The 22,542-nt window shown below is 42.9% G+C and carries 22 protein-coding genes and 1 pseudogene; 14 read left to right on the forward strand and 9 right to left on the reverse strand.

All coding sequences use genetic code 11. The features are described from left to right. Positions 1-12: 12 nt before the first annotated feature. Positions 13-1,101: a microcin C ABC transporter permease YejB gene (locus tag AB4249_RS18570; RefSeq protein ID WP_004730359.1), complete on the reverse strand. Its 1,089-nt coding sequence runs from the start codon at positions 1,099-1,101 to the stop codon at positions 13-15. 12 nt (positions 1,102-1,113) lie between these two features. Continuing rightward, positions 1,114-3,009 carry an extracellular solute-binding protein gene (locus AB4249_RS18575; RefSeq protein ID WP_372104329.1) on the reverse strand — a complete coding sequence of 632 codons (1,896 nt, stop codon included), beginning with the start codon at positions 3,007-3,009 and terminating at the stop codon, positions 1,114-1,116. A 412-nt stretch (positions 3,010-3,421) separates the two neighbouring features. Between AB4249_RS18575 and AB4249_RS18580 the strand changes: the two genes are divergently transcribed. After that, positions 3,422-4,465, forward strand: a complete 1,044-nt coding sequence (locus tag AB4249_RS18580; protein WP_372104332.1) for an endonuclease/exonuclease/phosphatase family protein — start codon at positions 3,422-3,424, stop codon at positions 4,463-4,465. Between the two features lie 115 nt (positions 4,466-4,580). Here AB4249_RS18580 and AB4249_RS18585 read toward each other — a convergent pair. Next, positions 4,581-5,084 (reverse strand): annotated as a pseudogene (locus AB4249_RS18585) (outer membrane beta-barrel protein); the annotation flags it as partial. Positions 5,085-5,178: 94 nt separating this feature from the next. Here AB4249_RS18585 and AB4249_RS18590 point away from each other — a divergent pair. The 7 genes from AB4249_RS18590 (at position 5,179) to AB4249_RS18620 (ending at position 11,997) form a co-directional block, all read left to right on the forward strand. Beyond that, positions 5,179-5,493 (forward strand): winged helix-turn-helix domain-containing protein, encoded by a 315-nt coding sequence (locus AB4249_RS18590; protein ID WP_017060852.1) that lies wholly within the window; start codon positions 5,179-5,181, stop codon positions 5,491-5,493. A gap of 200 nt (positions 5,494-5,693) precedes the next feature. Next, entirely contained in the window at positions 5,694-6,113 is a 420-nt protein-coding gene (gene rbsD / locus AB4249_RS18595) for a D-ribose pyranase (RefSeq protein WP_017060853.1), read from the forward strand. A gap of 99 nt (positions 6,114-6,212) precedes the next feature. Beyond that, entirely contained in the window at positions 6,213-7,718 is a 1,506-nt protein-coding gene (gene rbsA / locus AB4249_RS18600) for a ribose ABC transporter ATP-binding protein RbsA (protein WP_009844906.1), read from the forward strand. Beyond that, positions 7,715-8,701 (forward strand): ribose ABC transporter permease, encoded by a 987-nt coding sequence (gene rbsC, locus AB4249_RS18605; protein WP_017068492.1) that lies wholly within the window; start codon positions 7,715-7,717, stop codon positions 8,699-8,701. Before rbsA ends, rbsC begins: the two co-directional genes overlap by 4 nt. A gap of 127 nt (positions 8,702-8,828) precedes the next feature. Continuing rightward, positions 8,829-9,707 (forward strand): ribose ABC transporter substrate-binding protein RbsB, encoded by an 879-nt coding sequence (gene rbsB / locus AB4249_RS18610; RefSeq protein ID WP_017060856.1) that lies wholly within the window; start codon positions 8,829-8,831, stop codon positions 9,705-9,707. A 191-nt stretch (positions 9,708-9,898) separates the two neighbouring features. After that, complete coding sequence (gene rbsK / locus AB4249_RS18615; RefSeq protein WP_372104335.1) at positions 9,899-10,843, forward strand: ribokinase; 945 nt, start codon at positions 9,899-9,901, stop codon at positions 10,841-10,843. A 152-nt stretch (positions 10,844-10,995) separates the two neighbouring features. Beyond that, positions 10,996-11,997 (forward strand): substrate-binding domain-containing protein, encoded by a 1,002-nt coding sequence (locus AB4249_RS18620; RefSeq protein ID WP_017064748.1) that lies wholly within the window; start codon positions 10,996-10,998, stop codon positions 11,995-11,997. Positions 11,998-12,081: 84 nt separating this feature from the next. Here AB4249_RS18620 and AB4249_RS18625 read toward each other — a convergent pair whose 3' ends face one another. Together AB4249_RS18625 and AB4249_RS18630 are read right to left on the reverse strand one after the other, a co-directional pair. Beyond that, entirely contained in the window at positions 12,082-12,873 is a 792-nt protein-coding gene (locus tag AB4249_RS18625; protein WP_372104338.1) for a carbon-nitrogen hydrolase family protein, read from the reverse strand. A gap of 166 nt (positions 12,874-13,039) precedes the next feature. After that, a complete protein-coding gene (locus tag AB4249_RS18630) occupies positions 13,040-13,450 on the reverse strand; it encodes a lysozyme inhibitor LprI family protein (protein ID WP_017067713.1) in 411 nt (136 codons plus the stop codon). 372 nt (positions 13,451-13,822) lie between these two features. Here AB4249_RS18630 and AB4249_RS18635 point away from each other — a divergent pair, with 372 nt between their 5' ends. Further along, positions 13,823-15,367, forward strand: coding sequence for an EAL domain-containing protein (locus AB4249_RS18635; protein ID WP_372104340.1), 1,545 nt, complete (start codon positions 13,823-13,825; stop codon positions 15,365-15,367). Between the two features lie 418 nt (positions 15,368-15,785). Next, positions 15,786-16,139 (forward strand): membrane protein, encoded by a 354-nt coding sequence (locus AB4249_RS18640; protein ID WP_017068500.1) that lies wholly within the window; start codon positions 15,786-15,788, stop codon positions 16,137-16,139. 117 nt (positions 16,140-16,256) lie between these two features. Here AB4249_RS18640 and AB4249_RS18645 read toward each other — a convergent pair whose 3' ends face one another. Then, positions 16,257-16,736 (reverse strand): Sbal_3080 family lipoprotein, encoded by a 480-nt coding sequence (locus tag AB4249_RS18645; protein ID WP_372104343.1) that lies wholly within the window; start codon positions 16,734-16,736, stop codon positions 16,257-16,259. Positions 16,737-16,931: 195 nt separating this feature from the next. Between AB4249_RS18645 and AB4249_RS18650 the strand changes: the two genes are divergently transcribed. From AB4249_RS18650 to AB4249_RS18665, 4 genes are all read left to right on the forward strand, one after another. Then, complete coding sequence (locus tag AB4249_RS18650) at positions 16,932-17,330, forward strand: hypothetical protein (protein WP_372104346.1); 399 nt, start codon at positions 16,932-16,934, stop codon at positions 17,328-17,330. Positions 17,331-17,480: 150 nt separating this feature from the next. Then, positions 17,481-17,753 carry a DUF1778 domain-containing protein gene (locus AB4249_RS18655; RefSeq protein WP_372104349.1) on the forward strand — a complete coding sequence of 91 codons (273 nt, stop codon included), beginning with the start codon at positions 17,481-17,483 and terminating at the stop codon, positions 17,751-17,753. Next, positions 17,750-18,247 (forward strand): GNAT family N-acetyltransferase, encoded by a 498-nt coding sequence (locus AB4249_RS18660; RefSeq protein ID WP_372104352.1) that lies wholly within the window; start codon positions 17,750-17,752, stop codon positions 18,245-18,247. Before AB4249_RS18655 ends, AB4249_RS18660 begins: the two co-directional genes overlap by 4 nt. A gap of 108 nt (positions 18,248-18,355) precedes the next feature. Then, positions 18,356-19,596, forward strand: a protein-coding gene (locus tag AB4249_RS18665; RefSeq protein ID WP_372104362.1) for an IS3 family transposase whose coding sequence is annotated in 2 segments (ribosomal slippage) — positions 18,356-18,728 and positions 18,728-19,596 — 1,242 coding nt in all. Because the reading frame shifts where the segments join, the coding sequence is not laid out codon by codon here. A 95-nt stretch (positions 19,597-19,691) separates the two neighbouring features. Here AB4249_RS18665 and AB4249_RS18670 read toward each other — a convergent pair. The 3 genes from AB4249_RS18670 to AB4249_RS18680 form a co-directional block, all read right to left on the reverse strand. Next, positions 19,692-20,123: a hypothetical protein gene (locus AB4249_RS18670; protein ID WP_372104354.1), complete on the reverse strand. Its 432-nt coding sequence runs from the start codon at positions 20,121-20,123 to the stop codon at positions 19,692-19,694. 170 nt (positions 20,124-20,293) lie between these two features. Beyond that, a complete protein-coding gene (locus tag AB4249_RS18675; RefSeq protein WP_372104357.1) occupies positions 20,294-20,857 on the reverse strand; it encodes a hypothetical protein in 564 nt (187 codons plus the stop codon). Next, a complete protein-coding gene (locus AB4249_RS18680; RefSeq protein WP_372104360.1) occupies positions 20,850-22,313 on the reverse strand; it encodes an AAA family ATPase in 1,464 nt (487 codons plus the stop codon). Before AB4249_RS18680 ends, AB4249_RS18675 begins: the two co-directional genes overlap by 8 nt. Between the last annotated feature and the right edge of the window lie 229 nt (positions 22,314-22,542).

Consider the following 22,542-nt stretch of genomic DNA (forward strand, 5'->3'; position numbering starts at 1 on the left):
ATTCGTTCGCCATTAACGCGCTTCAAAATCAATTCGAGGATCAACCCAGGTATAAGTCAGGTCGGAGATAATGCTCAGCACCAAGCCAAGCAAGGTCATGATATAGAGAGAGCTGAACACCACGGGATAGTCACGTTGAATGGTTGATTCAAAGCCAAGCAGACCAATTCCTTCGAGTGAAAACATCACTTCAATCAACATAGAACCCGTGAAGAAAATACTAATAAATGCGCTTGGGAAACCCGCAATAATGATCAGCATGGCGTTACGGAAAACGTGCTTATAAAGAATACTGCTCTCGTCCAAGCCTTTCGCTCTCGCAGTCACTACATATTGCTTATTGATTTCATCAAGGAAGGAGTTTTTGGTCAGCATGCTGAGCGTGGCGAATCCACCGATAACCATGGCGAAAATGGGCAACGCCAAGTGCCAGAAGTAGTCGCCAATTTGCTGATACCAGTTGAGCTGGTCGAAGTTACTCGACACAAGCCCTCGCAATGGGAACCAACTGAAGTAGTTACCGCTTGCAAACAAGATAATCAGAATAATCGCAAACAAGAAGCCCGGCACCGCGTAGCCGACAATCACCACCGCGCTCGACCAAATATCAAAGCGAGAGCCGTGATGTATCGCCTTCATAATGCCTAAGGGTATCGAAATCACATAGATGATTAACGTACTCCACAACCCTAAGGAAATGGAGACAGGTAAACGCTCGATGATTAAATCAATCACGTTACCACCCTTAAACAGGCTTTCACCAAAGTTAAAGGTCGCGTAGTTTTTCAACATATCGAAGTAGCGAACGTGAATCGGTTTATCAAACCCAAACTGCTTTTTGATCTCTTCAACCACTTCAGGATCAAGCCCGCGTGAGCCTTTATAGCCACTGGCAGACGCTTGATCACTTTCACTTAAATCAACTTCTTGTCCACCACCAGAAAAACGCTCCATAATGCCAGAGTTATGCCCTTCTAATTGAGCAACAGCTTGTTCTACCGGACCTCCCGGCGCAATCTGGATGATGAAAAAGTTGATGGTGATGATCGCCCACAGCGTGGGGATCACCAACAATAAACGTCGAAATATATACGCGGCCATGCTAACTAACTCCTAGCGACGTTTTTCAGGAAGCAAAGCCGCCTTCTCTTCTGAAATCCACCATGTATCGATACCTAAATCGTATTTAGGCAATACATCTGGACGCTCAAACTTGTCCCACATTGCTACGCGATATTCGCCAACGTGCCATTGCGGGATGTTGTAGAAATTCCACTGCAATACACGGTCAAGTGAACGACCTAGTGTAAGAAGCTTTTCAGGGTGCTGTTGGTTACGCGCAATTTCTTCTGTTAACGCGTCAACCACTGGATCGATAACACCTGCAGTATTGTAAGTAGAATCAATATAGTTAGAGTTCCAAACGATCATTAAGTTCGGGCTAGGATAAGGGTTTGCGGAAAATGACGACGAAACCATGTCGAAATCACGATCACGCAAGCGCTTGATGTATTGAGTGGTATCGATGGTACGGATCTTCATCTCAATACCCATGCGCTTAAGGTTCTTTTGAACCGGCGTTGCGATACGTTCCGTGGTTGGGCTGTAAATCAACAACTCAAATGACATCGGCTTGCCAGTCTTTTCGTTGGTCATGACTTTGTCTTTCAGCACCCAACCCGCTTCTTTCAATAGTTTGAAAGCCGTGCGCATCTGACTACGAATACGGCCGCTGCCATCGGTAACGGGAGGTTGGAATTCCTCGGTGAAAACTCGCGGTGGAATCTGATCTTTGTATTGAGACAACAACTCGACTTCAGCTTCGCTTGGTAAGCCTTTCGCTTCATAGTCTGTGTTTTGGAAGTAGCTACGAGTACGCTTGTACTGACCATAGAACATGTTCTTGTTCATCCACTCAAAGTCCATCGCATAGGTTAACGCTTCACGCACTTTAGGATCCGAGAACACAGGTGATTGAATGTTGAAGACGAAACCTTGAGTCGTTTCAGGCTTCTCGTGGTTGATCTCTTCTTTAATGATGTAGCCTTTATCGAAGTTCGCGCCCGTATAAGAGTTAGCCCAGAACTTAGCCGAATTCTCGGTTCGAAGATCGAACTCCCCTGCTTTGAACGCTTCCAACATTACCGTGTCGTCACGGTAGTAATCGTATTGCACCTGCTTGAAGTTATTACGACCAACGTTAACTGGTAGGTCTGCTGCCCAGTAGTTTTCATCTAGACCATAGGTAACACTTTGGCCTGATTTGTAGCTGATGATCTTATAAGGACCACTACCGACTGGTGGCTCACTTAGAGGCTCAGACAGCTTTCTGTCTTTCCAGAAATGTTTCGGCAATACACGAGTGCTTTGCGCGAAGCTAAACAGTTTTTCGCGGTTTGGACTGTTCATTTCAATACGAACAACCAAATCAGAGACCGCTTTTACTGACTTAATATCTTTGTAATACACACGATACTGAGGCACGCCCTCGGTTGAGAACTTGTCAAAAGTAAAGGCAACATCATGCGCAGTGATAGGCTCGCCATCTTGGAATTTAGCATTTGGGTTGATGTCGATTTCCATCCAAGTGAAATCACTGGAGTAGCGAACCTTTGAAGCGATCAATGGATAGTACGCATCAATCTCGTCACTCGGAGAAAACATCAAGGTATCGTAAATCTCTCCGGTATAACTTGCAGCAACGCCGCGGGAACCGAATCGATTAAAGCTATCGTACGTACCTATGCTGCCATAGGTCACTTTGCCCTGCTTTGGCGCATCAGGATTAACGTAATCGAAGTGAGTGAAATCGGCTGGATATTTTGCTTCACCAAAACCAACCAGTTGTGTGGTTTCAATAACGGTGACAGCAGGAGTTGATTGGGTTTCAGAAGCGTAAGTAACGGAGGGTTGTAAAGCAATAAGCGGCAACATGATTGCACATGACTTCAAATTAAACCTGAAAAACTGAGTGCGTTGCGAAGCTTTGCGTCGAAAAACTGTTCCCATTTGACTCTCCCTTCAAATGTCATGACTTCTATATTCAAGTTGATTTATCGGCTTTGAATGCATGCCGTTAAATCAAGTATAGGTTCAAATCTAACATCATGTAATAACTAATAAAACCATCAGCACTCTATCTCTGACGGTTTATTTACAAATTACTCGTCACCACTCGAAGTTATTGGATGCAGTGAGCTTTGATTGCTTTGGTTCCTTTGATTGAGTTGATTAGCTTGGTGGCGTTGGAAAGCACGGGGGAAGGCAGAAGCACTAAGATTGCTCTAGCCTGAATGACACAAGCCTCAACGGCTAAGATTCCTTTGGTTGGCTTCTAAAGTGAAATTTAGGCTCTAAATAATCAACAAACTATACTTTTACTGGAGTATCCTTGCAGCCTAGGTCTAAATGGAATGACACTTTGAACAAACCAAACCAAATAACATTCGCAACGTTCAACCTTCTGAACTATCTCGAGCCACCGAATGCTTATTATGATTTTGAGAACATCTACAGCTTCGAAGAATGGCAGAAGAAGCAACATTGGATGGCTGAAGCGATTCGCTCATTAGATTGCGATGTGATTGGCTTCCAAGAGATATTTAGCCCGCAATCTTTAGAGCTATTGATGAACGAGCTAGGTTATCCATACTTTGCAGTGGTCGATAGCGCCAACGTTGAAGATGATTACCTATACACCTCACCAGTCGTTGGGATCGCTTCCCGTTACCCGATTGAAAACGTGCAGCCTGTTACGCCAGATTCGAAGTTACTGAAAGCATTCAACCTTGGCGACAAATTCTCATTCAACAGAACACCTGTTCACGCGACGATTACGTTACCCCATTTAGGTTCAACCGACTGTTATGTGGTGCACTTCAAATCACAACGTCCGACAGAACCAAAAGCAGAATCTGTCGATACGAACAACGCTCAGCAAGGTGCAAAACCACAAAGTGACACGCTCACTCGTTTTCACCAAGAACGGCTTGGCTCTTGGCTATCAAGTGTCCAACGCGGTCTAGAAGCTCAGATGCTGCATCAATACATCACCAACCAACGCTACCAAACCGAGCAACCTGTTGTGTTGATGGGTGACTTTAATAAGCCACTGTTTAATGATGAGTTTAAAGGGCTGTTGAATTACTCAATCAACCGAGACGAAAACAGCAAGCATTGGCTATCCCACTTTCGCTTGAAAGACAGCTGGGATCTTTACCATCAACTGCATGAAGAAGACTTGCTTGAACAGCGAAAGCCAACCCATTACTACGGCGCTTCTGGATCTGTACTGGACTACATTTTGATGTCGAACGAGTTTGATTGTCAGAACTCTTCAAGCTTAATGGAGATCTCTATCTACACAGTGTTAGACCATCACCTGATTAATCCTAGTTTTGAACACGACCAATTCAGTACCGACCATGCCATCGTGTCTGTTACCGCTCATATTCGTGAAGCCTAGAGTTAAACATAAAAAAGCCGCAGTCAAAAACTGCGGCCTTCCACTTTAGCTAAACGGGTTGAGCTAACCGACGCCCCATTTAGAAACCGATTTACCGTTTAGCAAAGTATGAAACTTAGAATGTGTACATTGCGCCTAAGTAGAAAGAATCCAGAACAACAGTATCTTCTGTCTTGTGTCCGTTTTCGTAATCTTCGATATCAAAAGCATCGGCTTCGTACGCTAAGCGAAAGCTCAACGAAGACATTGTAGGTGGCGTATATCCAACACCAACACCCATACGGATGCCATCTCCCGAATCATCAAAACCATCTCCTGAAGGGCGAGAGCCATCAGCAAGCTTCATGTCTAGATCAATAGTCGACAGACCGATAGTGCCAAATGGACGAATGCCATTATCAAACGTGTAACCGAGGTTCGCCGTTACCGAAAAGATTTAAGGTGTCCAAGTGAAAACCTTATTACCAGATTTCGTTTTCAGGGCTATATCACCAAAATCTGTGTATTGAGCTTCAACCGAAACAATGCGGTTAAATTTGTAACCAGCAATTAATCGGTAAGTATTGTCTTCGGCTTTAAAAGTAATAGGCTCACTGATCGTGTCAGTTAACCCGCCCACTTCGACCATTAGCACACTTAAATAATTACCCGCTCCAACAGCAGGCCAATTTGCTCAATCTCCACAATTTAGAATAAGACGAACAGAAAACACGATGAACCACACAATAGACTTCAACGGCTTAATCATTGATATCGACGCTCGAACGATTACCAACCAGCAAGGAAACAAAATCACTTTGCGCCCTCGCCTATTAGCAGTGCTCTGCTTGTTATTGGAAAATGTGGGAAGACCGATTTCAAGAGAGCATATTGTTGATGTGTGTTGGGACGGACAACTCTCGTCACCACATGTTCTTGCAAACGTAGTCTATAACCTACGCAATGTGTTCGCGCGATTAAGAGCATCCAACGTCCAGATCATTACCATTAGTAAGTTCGGATATGCGCTATCGATTGAACCCACGTAAAAGGATTTATGCAATCAATGGCGGTGACTAAGATCACCAAAAAACGCCCCATCGAAACGTTTCGATGATCATTATCACACTCTAAAACAATCAAACGTGCAAATGATAAATCAGACACTATTATCACTATCGAAACGTTTCGATGGCTTTTCTTGAGTTGTTCTCAACCCATCAAGCGTTATTTTTCGATAGGTCGTGATATGAAAAAAAGTACTCTAATAAACTCTGAACTCTCTTACCTAGTGGCGACTCTTGGCCACACAGATGAAATCACGATTTGTGACGCGGGCTTACCAATTCCAGACCACGTAACTCGTATTGATCTTGCTTTAACTCACGGTGTCCCAAGCTTTCAGCAAACGGTAAAAACCATGCTGGATGAATCTCAAATCGAAGGTGTTGTGATTGCAGAAGAGTTTGCGAAAGTAAGCCCAGAGCACCACGCTGCGCTGATTGATTTAATCAAGACAGAAGAAGCGCGTTGTGGCAAATCGCTTTCTATTACTTACATCACTCATGAAGAATTCAAACAGCGTACGCATGAAAGCCGCGCGGTAATTCGCACCGGTGAGTGCACACCATACGCAAATGTTATTTTCCAAGCTGGCGTAACCTTTTAGCTCAAGCAAAACGCAACGACAGCTCAGTGACATCACTGAACCAAAACAATACATAGACAGAACAATCAAATACAACTGGCCCCGAGTAAAGGAACCGACATGACTCAAGCCATTTTAGAACTTAGCTCAATTGAGAAAGCCTTCCCTGGTGTGAAAGCACTGGATAAGGCAAGCCTCAACGTTTATCCAGGACGCGTAATGGCGTTAATGGGTGAAAACGGTGCGGGTAAATCAACGCTTATGAAAGTGCTGACAGGCATCTACCACTTGGACGGCGGCACTATTGCCTACCAAGGAAAACCTGCTGCATTTAAAGGGCCACGTGATTCTCAACAAGCAGGCATTAGCATCATTCACCAAGAGCTGAATCTAATCCCTGAATTGACCATCGCCGAGAACATCTTCTTAGGTCGTGAAATCACGGGCACCATGGGTCGTATCTTGTGGAACGAGATGTACCAAGAAGCAGACAAGCTACTTAAACGCCTTAACGTGAAACACAGCTCGAAAACGCCTCTAGGTCAGTTGAGCCTTGGTGAGCAGCAAATGGTAGAGATTGCGAAAGCCCTATCGTTTGAATCTAAAGTCATCATCATGGATGAACCAACCGATGCGCTAACCGATACCGAAACTGAATCTCTGTTTAAGGTGATTAACGAATTGCGCGATGAAGGCTGTGGCATTGTTTACATCTCTCACCGTTTGAAAGAGATCTTCGAGATTTGTGATGACATCACCGTGCTGCGTGACGGTAAGTTCATTGGTCAGTGTGAAGTAAAAGACACCGACGAAGATGGCCTAATCGAAATGATGGTTGGTCGTAAGTTAGACGAACAATATCCACGTATCGGCCAGAGCCATGGTGAAACTTGTCTTGAAGTGATTGGCCTGACGGGTTCTGGTGTTCACGATGTGAGCTTTACGCTAAAACGCGGTGAAATCCTGGGTGTATCTGGCCTAATGGGTGCTGGCCGAACTGAACTGATGAAAGTGATTTACGGTGCCCTTCCAAGTGAACGCGGCGTCATCAACCTAGAAAACAAAACCATCAACCCTGTAAGCCCGAAAGACGGCTTGGCCAATGGCATTGCTTACATCTCTGAAGACCGTAAGGGCGATGGCTTAGTGCTCGGGCTTTCAGTGAAAGAGAACATGTCTCTGTGTTCACTGGATCTACTGACTAAGAGTGGCCAAATCCAACATAAAGACGAAGTAATCGCGGTTGATGACTTCATCAAGTTATTCAACATCAAGACCCCGACTCGCGAGCAAATCATCGGCAACCTTTCTGGTGGTAACCAACAGAAAGTAGCTATCGCTAAAGGCTTGATGACCAAACCAAAAGTACTGATTCTCGACGAGCCAACGCGTGGTGTCGATGTCGGTGCGAAGAAAGAAATTTACCAACTCATTAATAAATTTAAAGCCGACGGCATGAGCATCATTTTAGTCTCATCTGAAATGCCAGAAGTGTTAGGAATGAGTGACCGCATCATGGTGATGCATGAAGGCCGTGTAAGCGGTGAATTTGATGCTAAAGAAGCAAACCAAGAATTATTACTGGCGTGTGCGGTCGGTAAAAAGATCAACGAGGACGCAGCATGAGTACTAAAACCATGAGCAAAACAACTGAAGCTCCAAAGAAAAAACCGTTAATCAGCAAAGAGTGGCTGATTGATCAAAAGTCATTGATTGCTTTGCTCTTCCTGATTGTTGTCGTTTCTTTCTTAAACCCGAACTTCTTTACTGTCGACAACATCCTAAACATTCTGCGCCAAACCTCGGTTAACGCAATTATCGCTGTAGGTATGACGCTGGTTATCTTAACCGCGGGTATCGACTTGAGTGTTGGTTCTGTACTGGCGCTTTGTGGTGCGTTCGCAGCCAGCATGATTGGCATGGAAATCCCAGTGATGATCGCAGTGCCAACCGCTCTTGTAGCAGGTGCAGCATTAGGTGCAATCAGTGGCGTGATTATCGCCAAGGGTAAGGTTCAAGCCTTCATCGCAACACTTGTGACTATGACTCTATTGCGCGGCGTGACCATGGTTTACACCGACGGTCGTCCTATCTCAACTGGCTTCACAGACACAGCAGACGCATTCGCTTGGTTCGGTACAGGCTACGCAATGGGCATCCCAGTTCCAGTATGGATCATGGTCGTGGTATTCGCAGCGGTATGGTACCTACTTAACCACACTCGCTTTGGTCGCTACGTTTACGCATTGGGTGGCAACGAATCTGCAACTCGCCTATCAGGCATCGACGTAGACAAAGTAAAAATCGGCGTTTACGCAATCTGTGGTCTGTTAGCAGCGGTGGCAGGCATCATCGTGGCATCGCGTTTGTCATCTGCTCAACCAACCGCAGGTATGGGTTATGAATTAGACGCCATTGCAGCCGTAGTTCTTGGCGGAACAAGCTTAGCCGGCGGTCGTGGTCGCATCATGGGCACATTGATTGGTGCTCTGATTATCGGCTTCCTAAACAACGCCCTAAACCTATTAGACGTTTCCTCTTACTACCAGATGATTGCAAAAGCAGTGGTTATTCTTCTGGCGGTATTGGTCGACAACAAAAACAAATAAAACCTATTCACACTCTAGGTTAATACAAGTAACACCCTGTTTTACCTTAAAATATTAGAATCTATAAATAATGTAACAACGAGCTAGGACTCACCTCTTAGCTCCCCCTACACAAAGGACTTACACCATGAAAAAATTAGCGACTCTTATTTCTGCTGCTCTTCTTTCTACAACAGTATCTGTGTCTGCACAGGCGCAAGATACAATGGCAATCGTTCTGTCTACATTGAACAACCCATTCTTTGTAACCATGAAAGATGGCGCAGAAGCGAAAGCTGAAGAGCTAGGCTACAAGCTTATCGTTCTGGATTCTCAAAACGACCCAAGCAAAGAGCTGTCGAACATTGAAGATCTAACCATTCGTGGTGTTAAGGCAATCCTGATCAACCCAACAGATTCAGACGCCGTGTCTAACGCAATTCGCATGGCTAACCGTTCAAACATCCCAGTACTAACACTAGACCGTGGTGCAAGCCGTGGTGACGTAGTAAGCCACATCGCTTCTGATAACGTAATCGGTGGTGAAATGGCAGGTCACTTCATCATGGAAAAAGTGGGCGAAAAAGCGAAAGTAATCCAACTTGAAGGTATTGCTGGTACTTCTGCAGCTCGTGAACGTGGTGAAGGCTTCATGAATGCAGTAAACGGCAGCGACCTTGAGCTTCTTGCAAGCCAACCTGCTGATTTCGATCGTACTAAAGGTCTGAACGTAATGGAAAACTTGCTTGCTGCTAACCCAGATGTACAAGCAGTATTTGCTCAAAACGATGAAATGGCACTAGGTGCACTTCGCGCAGTTCAAGCGTCAGGTAAAGAAGTGATGATCGTTGGCTTTGATGGCACAGACGACGGCATCGCTGCTGTTAACCGCGGCCTACTAGGCGCTACAGTTGCACAACAACCTGACCTAATCGGTTCTCTAGGTATCGAAATGGCAGACAAAGTACTGAAAGGCGAAACAGTAGACGAGTACGTACCAGTACCTCTAAAAATCATCGCTAAGTAATCGTTACTAGGTAACGCGATATAAAGCAGGGAGTTCCCTATCTCCCTGCTTTGATTGGCTCGCTGACTCAAACAAAAGCAAACCCCGACAGTGCATCGCTGTTTCTCATTCCGCTCACAAAAGAGAGCGCACTTAACACCATGAGAAAGACCCATGCATTTTCAAATACGATATATCATAAGGCTCGTATCATGACTCAACTGATTGTTTTAGGTAGCGTTAACGCTGACCACGTACTGCAAGTTCCTTCGTTCCCTCGTCCGGGTGAAACCTTGATTGGCGGTAACTATCAGGTCATTCCTGGCGGCAAAGGCGCAAACCAAGCCGTAGCGGCAGCAAGATTAAACGCAGACATTGGCTTCATCGCCTGTGTTGGTGACGACCCATTTGGCGTCAACATTCGTCAAGATTTTGCTAAAGATGGTATCAACATCGACAGTGTGATCGTTGCGGACAACACGCCGACTGGCATTGCGATGATCCAAGTATCCGCAACGGGTGAAAACAGCATCTGTCTTTCTGCAGAAGCTAATGACAAGCTGACTTGCGACCAAATCGAACCACATCTAGAGAAGATTCGCGGAGCCAAATACCTGCTAACTCAACTTGAAACGCCAATTGAAGGTATTGAGTACGCTGCGAAAGTAGCAAAAGAGAGTGGCACGCAAGTCATTCTAAACCCGGCTCCTGCTCGTCCATTATCGGATTCACTGCTTGCTTGTGTTGACGTGATTACACCGAACGAAACTGAAGCAGAAGTGCTGACAGGCATTACCGTGACGGACAACGCGTCTGCTCATCAGGCTGCGTTGGCTCTGCATGCTAAAGGCATAGAAACGGTAATGATCACGCTAGGCGCGAAAGGCGTGTGGGTGAGTCATCGCGGTCAAGGCAATGAAGCCAGCGAAGGTGAATTAATCGCAGGTTTCCGTGTTGAAGCAACAGATACAACTGCCGCAGGTGACACCTTTAACGGCGCGTTGGTGACAGGCTTGCTTGAAGATATGCCACTTGAGCGTGCGATTAAATTTGCTCATGCTGCAGCTGCTATCTCTGTGACACGCTTTGGTGCTCAAACGTCGATTCCAAGCCGTGCTGAAACCGATGCGTTTTTGGCAGAGCAACTGTCTGCTTAGTTTGATACCTATTTGAAGGCCTAACTTCTGAGCTAAACCGTGGTTAACGGATGTTAGCCTTCAAATTCGGTAACAACAAATAACAAGAATAAGCCCCTGTTTTCAGGCAGAATATCGCCCAACGTGGAAGGTTATTCCCACAAGGATTTTTTATGGCAACAATGAAAGACATCGCACGGCTCGCAAAGGTTTCGACTTCTACCGTGAGCCACGTGATCAACAAATCACGCTTTGTCAGTGAAGAGATTGCTGAGCGTGTTAACAGTGCGGCTAAAGAACTCAACTATGCGCCTTCTGCATTGGCTCGCAGCTTGAAAATGAAGCAAACCAAAACCTTGGGAATGCTAGTGACCACATCCACCAACCCATTCTTTGGCGAAGTGGTAAAAGGTGTGGAACGTCGTTGCTACGAAAAAGGCTACAACCTTATCTTGTGTAACACCGAAGGCGATAGCGAACGCATGAAATCCTCTATCGATACCTTGCTGCAAAAGCGAGTCGATGGCCTGATGCTAATGTGTTCTACCCTTGAAGGCGAACATATCGATGTATTCGAGCGCTACCCAGAACTGCCTGTTGTAGTCATGGATTGGGGCCCTATGTTGTTTGCGAGCGATAAGATCCAAGACAACTCGCACCAAGGTGGCTACATGGCAACTAAGCACTTGATAGATAACGGTCATTCTCAAATTGGTTGTATCACTGGCCCACTGCACCGTAATCAAGCTTCGTCTCGTTATCAAGGCTTCAAGCAAGCAATGGAAGAAGCCAATTTAGAGATCAACCCTAAGTGGATTGTTGAATCCAACTTTGAATGTGACGGTGGTTTTGACTCTTATCAGACATTGAAAACTCGTGGCGAAATGCCGTCTGCCTTGTTCGTCAGTAACGATATGATGGCGATGGGCGTGATTCACGCTGCGGCGCAAGATGGCACATCGATTCCGAATGATCTGTCTATCATTGGCTACGATGACATCCACCTGTCGAAGTACATGACACCCGCGTTAAGCACTGTCCACCAGCCAAAACATCGTTTAGGTAAAGCCGCAGTGGATACGCTTTTGAGCAGATTACAAACTCCAGATGCTTATCCGCAAGTCGTTGAACTTGAACCTACTCTTGTTGAACGAAGCAGCGTAAAAGCCATTTAAAGCGCCTTCTTAGAGATCTAAACAACAAAGGGCAAGGTTAAAAAACCTTGCCCTTTTCGCTCCTAATGCACTTCACTTATCTTCTTAGCGATTCAACACAGATGCGATTTGCTGTATTTCGTCTAACACATCAACGCCATTGTATTGCGGCGCAATCGAGAGATCTTGAATACCCACAGTTTCTATAGATTGCTTGTCGTTGAGCTGAAGCATTAACTCTCCTTTGGGTGAGTAGACTCGGCTTCCACCACAATAGGTCGCGGTAAACGCATCAACCACATCCTGTCCAACCCGATTACACGTCACCACATGACATCCCTCTTCTAAAGCCCTTGCTTGAGCAATAGCAAAACTGTGCTGCCCGCCGAAATTGGCAGGGTGAAGAATAACGTCGACCGACTGATACGCTCTCATGATCTCCGGGAACCAAATATCAAAGCAAATCGCGACACCAAACTTTAAGCCTTTGTGCTCAAACGTGAGGCGTTCCTCTCCTCTCGAGAAATACTGCTTATCGAATTTGGTTTGACTGATTTTTCTGTATTTGTGTCGTAAGCCGAAAGCATCCACAACCACCACACTGTTGTAATATTGGCCGCTATCTTTCTCGGCAATACCCGCAACAATCAAGGTGTGATGCTTCGCTGCCATCTGAGTTAATGAATCAATCGTAATGCTGTCGGCGAAGTCTTCCGCCAATTCATGAATTTCTTCAGCCTCATTAAAAATATACCCAGTCGTGAACAGTTCAGGCAGTAAAGTAATATCACCGACTGACGACTTCGCTTGCAAAAGATCAGAGACAGAATCCATATTCTTTTGTTTGTTTTTGTATTCAACTTCAAGCTGAATAAGCGTGATACTGACATTGCTCACAATCGATTCCTTGCTAGGTAATACTTCAAGCTGTAATGCTCAAGCGGGAGACTAAGCACTAAGAACGACAGAGTAAGGCAATCCCCTATCGCTTTCTTATTCGCACGCCAAAGGTTGAAGCAGGCGCACAGTCCTGTACGCATTTCAAATCTGCCTACGGCGCTAATTAAGGCTCTGGTAAAACGGGAGGCGTGCTGTCCATATAGGTTAAGAAATTCACCCACACCTCATGCGTGCGCTGCTTGGTTAACGTCATCTTGCAGGAAAGCGCCATAACCCCTCGAATAGAACCTTCACGCCATTGGGTGTACACAGAATCACAATGTGCTGTCATGTACGCCTGCCAGCTCTCCTGAGCCTTCTTAATTGACGCCACCAGCTCAGCATCATAAGCATTGTGCTCAAAGCTGGCTGCAAGGTATTTATCCAGTTCCGCTTGTGCAGATTCCAACTCAATTGCCGCACAGTGATTGATCTCGATGGTATTCATCGCATTCTCGCAATCAACAACACCTTCGTAGGCCAACGCAGAGAATGAGAAGCACACCGCTATGAGTGCCGATATCAGTTTTGTCATAATCATCCTTTATGCTGCCACCACCAAAACGAATCGTGTCGTGACTTTATTTATTTAAACGTGGCTCAATATTTAGCTCATTCAGCTCATTCAGCTCATTCAGCTCATTCAGCTCATTCAGCCAGAGCAAATAACAATAAAATTTATCAGGATATAAGCATTTGTTATCCGCATAAATCATCAAAAATGACGCCTCGCCAACTCAAATAAATGAGATAACGCTCAGATTTTGCTGGTAAAACTAGAAAACATATTATTTATATCAATAATTCGTGCCTGCACTCACACTATTAATTATTTATATTGCTACCTAAACGCTAACTTTATAAATTAAATCGAATGCTCACATAAATCGGTAACGCTTCTCCAACTATGGATATCAAGTACCAAAACATTGCCAAGACTTCATTTTACTTTGCCATCTCTTTCTTTTTTTCCATGGCAATGCTCATTCCTTTTACACCGTATCACTACCAAACATTAACCGAAGACACATCAAGGTTAGTCGAAACCAGGTTAGAAGGGATCCAATCAAGGTTCGACCGTTTTTTATCTGAAGTTAGACCTGAACAGTCATGCGACGCGATCGTTAGACAGCTTCGACAAAACGTTTTTGAAGCCGATTGGGTAAAAGAAGCAGCGGTATTCAATAAACAGAACCGATTTTACTGTTCAACCACCGATGGTGACGTTTCATTTCGCCTATACAGCACCATCAGGCAGCGACTCAATGACGACCCGAATTTAACAACCCTGTCGTATTCCAACTCGGCCATCACGCAAGTTCAGTCCATCATGCTCATTTTCTCGAACAAAGAAGATGCCGGAGTGAGCCTGATGATTCCGCCACACTTCATCTATGACCTTGTTGAAACAAACCTGAGCAGCCATGGAATACAGGCCAAAGTTGAAGTGATCAAAAGAGATATCCACCCTACCGATATTGACTCATCAATCGCCAAGGTGCGGATACAATCAAACACCTACCCATTGACCATCACCTCATACATTGGGTATCAGTTTTATCTTCACTTCATGTTGAGTTATTTATGGTTTGGCTTTTTGATGGCCGGAATCACCACCATTATTCTCCTTTCCATCAAGCATAAAAAGCAGAGCCAACGCAGCTTAGAATATTCGCTTTCAAGTGCGCTAAAAAACCAACACATTCATGTTCACATGCAGCCTATCGTTAACCAAAACACCAATGAGATCGTCGGCTGTGAGTCACTATTACGATGGAACGACCCAATTGAAGGTAACGTCTCCCCGGCTATTTTCATTCCGCTTGCTGAAAGCTTAGGCTTAATTGAGGAGCTCACCTACTTCGTGCTGCGCAAAGTATTAATGACGTTGAAAAGCAATCAAGATGTGTTCGACTCAAAGTACATCAGCGTCAACATCAGCCGCAACGTAGTGTCTAACAGTAACTTCTCTAACAAAGTGATCAGCATCTTTAAAAGACACCCTGAGATCCTCAAGCAGGTGGTTTTTGAAGTAACCGAATATGGTGAATGTTCTGATGCCGACATGGTCAAAATTAGAGACAACCTAACCAAGCTATCGAACAGGGGCGTCAGAGTCGCGATTGATGATTTTGGTACAGGCTACGCAGGGTTAGATTTCGTAAGACAGTTCCCGTTCAGCATTCTCAAAATCGATCGCGTGTTTGTGAAAAACATATCCGACGAATCCAGCTTTGGTCTCCCTTTGCTAGAGTCCATGCTTCAACTATCACGCTCCTTAGGCATGCAAGTCATCATCGAAGGTGTCGAGTATGAATCCCAAGTGAAAATCTTATCTAAGCTCGGTGTCGACTATATCCAAGGCTTCTATTTTTATAAGCCGATGCCGATAAACCTGACTGTCAGCTTACTCAGGCAGCAGCATTTTGAGTCCGATAACGTTGAGGAATAATCCTTTTCAACACCAAAATGTGAGCAGCTTTAAACAGGTTCGATGGGATAAGCGCTGAAGATACAGTTCAGAATAATGCTTAGTACAACGCGTCACTTTAGCTTACGGTACGTTTCCCCACTCTTACACCCAGGCAGGCTTTTACCATATTTGTGACTTAAATTATCGACGCGTGTTTTGGTTGGTTTTATGACTACTCGTAATCGCTAGCATGCTATCAGCGTGATTTTTGTTCCAATCAATCTTTTCGTTAATGTCTTTTTTATCAACAAAGACCCAGTGAGACATACACTCTACACACAATACCAAACACATCACAACGCAGCATGTAACATATGCAACAAGCAACTAATTCGTGACCATCAACAAGATAATACCGTATCATGTGCGTGATTAAATTAACCTAGGAATCAATCACATGGAAAATACTGAAGTAATTAATACGGGGCTCTCAGAGAAGGACAAAAATGCAAAAACTCATGCCATCATCGCGTATGCGTTAATGCTATTAGGCTTCTTTACTGGTATTAGTTTTCTTGCAGGTGGTATTTGGGGCATCGTTAAAAAGTCCGATGCTCAAGGGACTGTCTTTGCGGATCACTACGACAACATCACCAAAACATTCTTTGTTTCGATTGTGCTTACTATCATTGGCGCTCTAACAGCCGTTTTTGTTATTGGCTATGTTGTTCTTCTTGTTGCCGCGATCTACACGCTTTGGAAGTTGATTGCTGGTTTAGCAAAAATTACTTCAGACAAGAGTTTTAATTAATATGAAAAGATGCGAAGCCGCAGCTTTAAAGCCACGGCTTCACATCTTCGTCTCTTCGAGCTGAGCTTAAAGAAAAATAGAAAGCGAACAAAGGTATAAGTTAGTAAACTAATTAGACTAGTTCGTCGCTTTTGAATCTGATGAATTAGCTGCTTTCGTTGCTTCTTCAGCAGTTTTCTTACCAAATACCGTATCCATCATAAAACCAATACGCTTAGCTGCATTACCAAATTTGTTTGGGTTAGCCGTGTATGGGACTTTAAATTCTACTTCACCTACTCTTTGTCCGTTCTGATAAGCATTGATCTCCGCTTGCTTTAAGAACAACGCTAAGTCCCAGCTCCAATGGCCTTCATACTCCAATGTCAGCTTATCAAGATCGTGCTTCGACTTATCAGGTACGACGGTGTAGGTATAATCGTTATCTTGCAGCCACGTTTCCATAGTATTTAAAAACCCTTCACGTGTTTCAGCGTCTTTAACAATAACAACATCCACTTCAGTCTTAGGTTCTGGAATCGCGCTCCCTGTGTAACGAGGGGCTCCACAACCAGCCAAAATTAAAACCGAAAGTGATAATAGTAGGTATTTTTTCACGTTATATATCCATTAACAATTAACTGCGTAAATGATACCACATCAAAAAATGACATATTATATAAGCAAAGGTTAATCAGACATTCATTGTTACATAAGGCATTGAAAAATAGCGAAAGAAAAACCAACGGCCATGGGTCTCCTTTGATGGACATTTAACTTCATCGCATCGTTGAGTGCATTAAAAGGAATATCATGGAAAAGACACTTCAAACCAAACTGGCGACTAGCCTACTACTGCTGCGAGTCGGCATTTTTATCGTCTTCTTGTTCTGGGGATTGGATAAGATTCTGGTACCAGAGCACGCTACAAAAGTACTGTCAGGCTTTTACGGCATCGACATCTCCGACAACGCAATAATGGCTCTGGGTGTCGCGCAGCTCGGATTTTTAGGCGCGTTCGTCGTCGGCATGTGGAAGAAGTACACCTACGGTGCCATTTTAGTCCTGCATGCAGGTTCAACCTTCGCCTCTTTTGGAAAATACATGGACCCGTTCAATAACCTTCTATTCTTCGCCTCTTGGCCAATGCTCGCAGCGTGTGTCGCAATCTTCTTACTTCGCGACTACGACACTTATAGCGTTGCCAACTAACATAAAGGGCGCCTGTAAATGGCGCCCTGTTTGATTGGCTTGGTTCTTAATTTTTGTTGGCTTGCGTGCCAAAGTGACACATAATTGCTTATTATACACTTTAAGACCATAATACCCATGTGACATTTTGACACAACAGGAGATAACATTATGGCTACTACCTTGCCTCGCATCACCGCTAGAGTTGATGTCGATACACAAGATTTACTAACTAAAGCAACCGCGATCGCCGGCATGTCTAGTGTTAACTCGTTTGTGCTAAGCGCTGCAGTTGAAAAAGCGAAACAAGTCATCGAACGTGAACAAACTTTAAAACTGAGTCAAGCTGATGGTATGTTGCTTATGGATGCTTTAGACCGTCCTGCAACACAGAACTCAAAACTAAAAGCAGCTACTGAACGATACGAGAGCAAAACTCAATGATGAATACGGTACTTCTAGATAAAGCTAAGCACGATAGAAACCGATTCAACTGTGGTATTGAAGCTCTCAATAATTACTTGAAAGTAATGGCGAGTCAGCAAGCAAAGAAAGACAACACCAGAACGTTTGTTTTAGAAGATGATAACGACAGCTCACATATCATTGGCTTTTACACACTAACAATGACACCAATTGACTTAAAGGCATTACCCGATAAGTTACAAAAGAAACACCAATCAACTACCTCTGGTGGACTCATTGCCCGTCTTGCTATCGATGACCGATGCAAAGGGAAAGGCTTTGGTGAATGGCTGCTTATCGACGCACTCAGGAAGCTATTAGCAGCTAGCGATAGTGTTGCATTTCCAGTTGTTATCGTTGATGCCAAAGACGGTGCAAAACACTTCTATGAACGCTATGGTTTTCAAGCATTTAAAGACGCTGAAAACAAACTCTTCATCACCATTGCAGATGTGAGAGCAAGCTTAGGCTAGTTAAACCGCTAGCTTTTAGTGAGTAACGCTATGCAAAAGCCTCTACAAAGCGCCTTAATTACTAGAACTGTCCCGTCCTGAAATGTGTTTACACATTGAGGACTAATGATGACCATTCCAAATAAAAACTACGTTAAGCGCACTCAGCGTGATTACACACTAGGCTTTAAATTGCAGGTTGTAGACGCCATCGAAAAAGGCGACATGACCTATAAACAAGCCCAATCAATTTACGGCATACAAGGTCGTTCGACTGTTCTTACTTGGTTAAGAAAGCATGGCAAAATGGATTGGACTACCAACCCAAGGAAGAACACGATGCCTAAATCACCGAGAGCGAATGAAACGCCTGCCCAAAAAATAAAACGACTTGAACAAGCGCTCGAAGATGAACGTCTCAGATGCCTTCTTCTCAATAGGGTTGTTGATATTCTTGATGCTGAGCACGGGATGTCGCTAAGAAAAAAGTATATAGCGAAGGAGCAAGAAGCCTTCAAAAAGAGAAGAAAGTAAGCTTAAGTAAAGCTTGTTCATTGCTCAATATATCTCGTCAGTGTGTCTATCAGAGAGAAAAGCGTGAGACCACTCGTCAGGCTGAGCTTGCTCCTGTGAAAGGGATGGTGCTTGAGCTAAGACGATTCATGCCTCGGCTGGGAGCTCGTAAGCTCTATTTCTTGCTGAAGCCGAAGTTGATAGCTAAGGGAATAAAACTTGGCCGTGATGCTTTGTTTAATTACCTCAGAGAAGAGCGCTTACTCGTTAAGCCGAAACGAAGTTACACCAAAACAACGAACAGCAGACACTGGATGAAAAAACATCCGAACTTGCTAAAAGAAGTCGTTCCGTCAAAACCAGAAGAAGTTCTGGTGAGCGACATCACTTATGTTCAGTCAAACGAGGGCGTTCACTACTTGTCATTGGTTACCGATGCCTTCAGCCGTAAAATCATGGGGTATGAAGTTAGCTATGAAATGAAAGCGAGCGATGTTGTGAAGGCTTTAGATATGACGGTAAAAACTCGATGTTATTGTCATGCGACAATCCATCACTCAGATAGAGGGCTTCAGTATTGCTCAAACCTCTATCAAGAGAAACTTAAAAAGCATGGTATAACTCCATCAATGACGGATGGTTATGACTGTTACCAAAACGCGTTAGCTGAGCGGGTCAATGGTATCCTCAAGCAAGAGTTCTTGCTTACTCAGTGCAAAGATCTTCGCGAGTTGAAAACACTTGTTGAAGAGTCAATATATACGTACAACGAAATGAGGCCACATCTCAGCCTAGGTATGAATACGCCAAATAAGATGCATGAAAAAAGCCAGCAACTTGCGTTACTGGCTAACTAAAATCGTCAACGTATTTTAGGACGAGACAAACCAACACATAGTAAAAATGCCAAGCATTACGAATCAATCTTAAATGCTTTATTAACTGGCTCTGTTTATAGATCTATACTATCCAACTTTTTATTTACTATTTTCATTGTTAACTGTTTCGAGATGTCGAACACAGCGGACAAGCCTTCATTTTTGAATTTATCTTGAATAACTTCTAATACTTTAGGCTCGTTTAGAGACTGTAGAAACTCGACACCAATAGTCGTCAAACGGATTGGCTTACCGTTGATCATAAAATGCATTGGATTTTGAGGACTAGGGATCAATCCGCTCTCTTTCAGATCATAAATTGAGCTTGTATTGGTAGAAATAAAACCATTTTCAACAATCAAATGCCAATGAAATACAAATTTCTGAGAATAGTTTTCATCAACGTTCAGATGTTTCTTAAACAAGGCTTCAGATTGAACATAAGGTGACTGCCCTTGTTTTATTTCTTCTAATATTCCTTTTATATAACCGTAATCAATATCCAAGATTATCTCCTTTATGCTCACCGAGCCAGTTAACGCCTTGCTAAGATATGTGCACGCAATACCGAAGCCGCCACATCACCTTAAACACAAAACGCAACGCATAGCAAAAATACCATGTGTTGCGAATCATTATTAAATGAAATGGATTGTTAATTTTCTAAGTCGGCTTTCTAACAGATTTCAGCATTATTAAACATTACGTTAAGCATTCCAACCTTACCTTTATACCTAAATGGAGGAATCATCATTAACTTTTCAATAATAGTGTTCTTTATTCTCTTTTCGTAGTCCTCATCACTGATAGATTTATTCATAAACGAGAACCTATTGCACACCAACCACAAATTCAAATCAGTTATCTTTACATCACCTCGATTAAATTCAGATTTGAACCTTTCGAGCATAAAATCATCAATAGTAGTATTAAACTTAGCCCTTATATTAATATTACACAATCTACTAAGTTTTTTTACATCTTTAAGTTCAATTAGATAGACTGCAAACTTATTATCTCCCCTGTTAATAACTAACAAATTATCAATCGAAGGGGGAGTATTACCCAAACCAAGACCATTATAATATTCATCAACAGCCAAGTTTATTATTTGCTCATCATTTAGACTACCATCATCCAAATAAAAACTTGAGTCTAAGTTTACACACGCATTATTTTCTTTAACTTCATTTTTACAGATTGCCCTTAAATCATCATTACTATAAATTGCTTCAATCACAAGCATACTCCTTGTCATTGAGCTTAGAAATAATTTCCATCTTTTCATCAAACAGAGCAGAAGTTGCATCATTAAAGTTATTATCTTCAACGCCGAGCTCATTGACCTCTAACTGATGCAATACTGAACCTGTTTTGGTCGATTTAAACACACCAGAACTTACCCGATTTACCGATAAAGTGTCAGACATTATTAGGTTATTAACTTTGTTGAAAATATAATTACTATGGGATGTAATAACTAACTTAACATTCTGATTCACTAACTTAGAAAATATTTCTGTTAATAACAATTGTATTTCTGGGTGTAAATGTGCCTCTGGCTCTTCAATCATTATCAGATTGCAGGCAGGTCTAATTTTTGAATTTACTCTTCTTCTTGTCCGTTTCGCATTTTCTGTAAGCACATATCTCAAGTATGAAACTATAGGCGCCAACTCTGAGACCATCGACGATGTTGATGAAAGTTCAAGTTTGAGGTTTGTTTCGATTGGATAGAACATTAGCTGTTTGGTCTGGGAATTAAACTCTACGCGCCCTTTCAGAATTTTCTCTTCGATTTCCTTTGCAATTTTATTTATTTCTTTGTCTTCAAAAGACTTCTTTTGCACTCGAATATCTGAAAGCCTAATAAAATAATCACTTACTGGCTCAGAAATCCCTGGCAACTCAATTTTCTTAGACAAAAATGAACGATTTTTGGAAAGCTCTGCTATTATTTGACCAAAAGCACTGAGAGCTTGATACAATCCCGATCGACTCGCAGGAAGATAGTGAACACTATTAATAATTGAGCTAAACCCATTGATAAACCCTATAACAAATCTAAAAAGAATAAAGTGTATGTATGCATTTCTAAACTCATTCTCCTTTCCTTCGCAGTAATATAGAGTATATTTATTACCATTAAAGTTAGGATCTCTATTCTGCTTAATGCTTTTTAAACAAAATCCTTTATTTATATTAAACGTATTTATTTCAAACCTTTCATCGTTTATAACAATTTCAAACTCCATACCATCATGCTCAATATTTATGGATGGCATTTCATTTGAATATCGATTTCTCAGATTATCCAAAGAAGTAAAGGTATTTGCGAAAGAGTTTTTTAACCGTTGTAAGAAAATCGCTTCAAAAGTCTTTTTCACATCTTTCAAAACATAATTTTTGATATCGACTTCTTCTCGTGGCTTTAGTTTTTTAGCCAACACTGAAAGTTCTTCTGTCGTCTCTTCGATTTCATCAGGACTTAACGTATCGTCAAACAAAAATTGATGCCTAAAGCCAAAAGGATTTGAATGTGAAGACATTTCCAGAAAAGACTTTACGATCAAATAAACAGCAGTGATCGCATAAGACTTACCGATATTATTTTTACCAACTAACAAATGGAAATCTTTATTCAAATCAATAGTAAAGTCTCTGACGGGACCAAAATTTTTAATTGTAATATTCACTTATTAACCAACTCAAACTAGCGTAGATATTAAACTTGAAGTATATAACTCAATTGATATGCATTCTAGCGCAAAAATCACAACTTGTGATAGAAAACAACGCCGCGTTAAGTGGTGAGCAACGCTACCACCACACTTAAACCATTGTGCCGTAAACACTAAAGCTGAATCAAACCGAAAATGCCAAGTGTTGGGAATCAGTCTTAAACGCTTGTATGGATAATAAGCA

It is taken from the genome of Vibrio sp. 10N.261.55.F4 (assembly GCF_041470465.1).
In the GTDB taxonomy this organism is placed as follows: domain Bacteria; phylum Pseudomonadota; class Gammaproteobacteria; order Enterobacterales; family Vibrionaceae; genus Vibrio; species Vibrio crassostreae_C.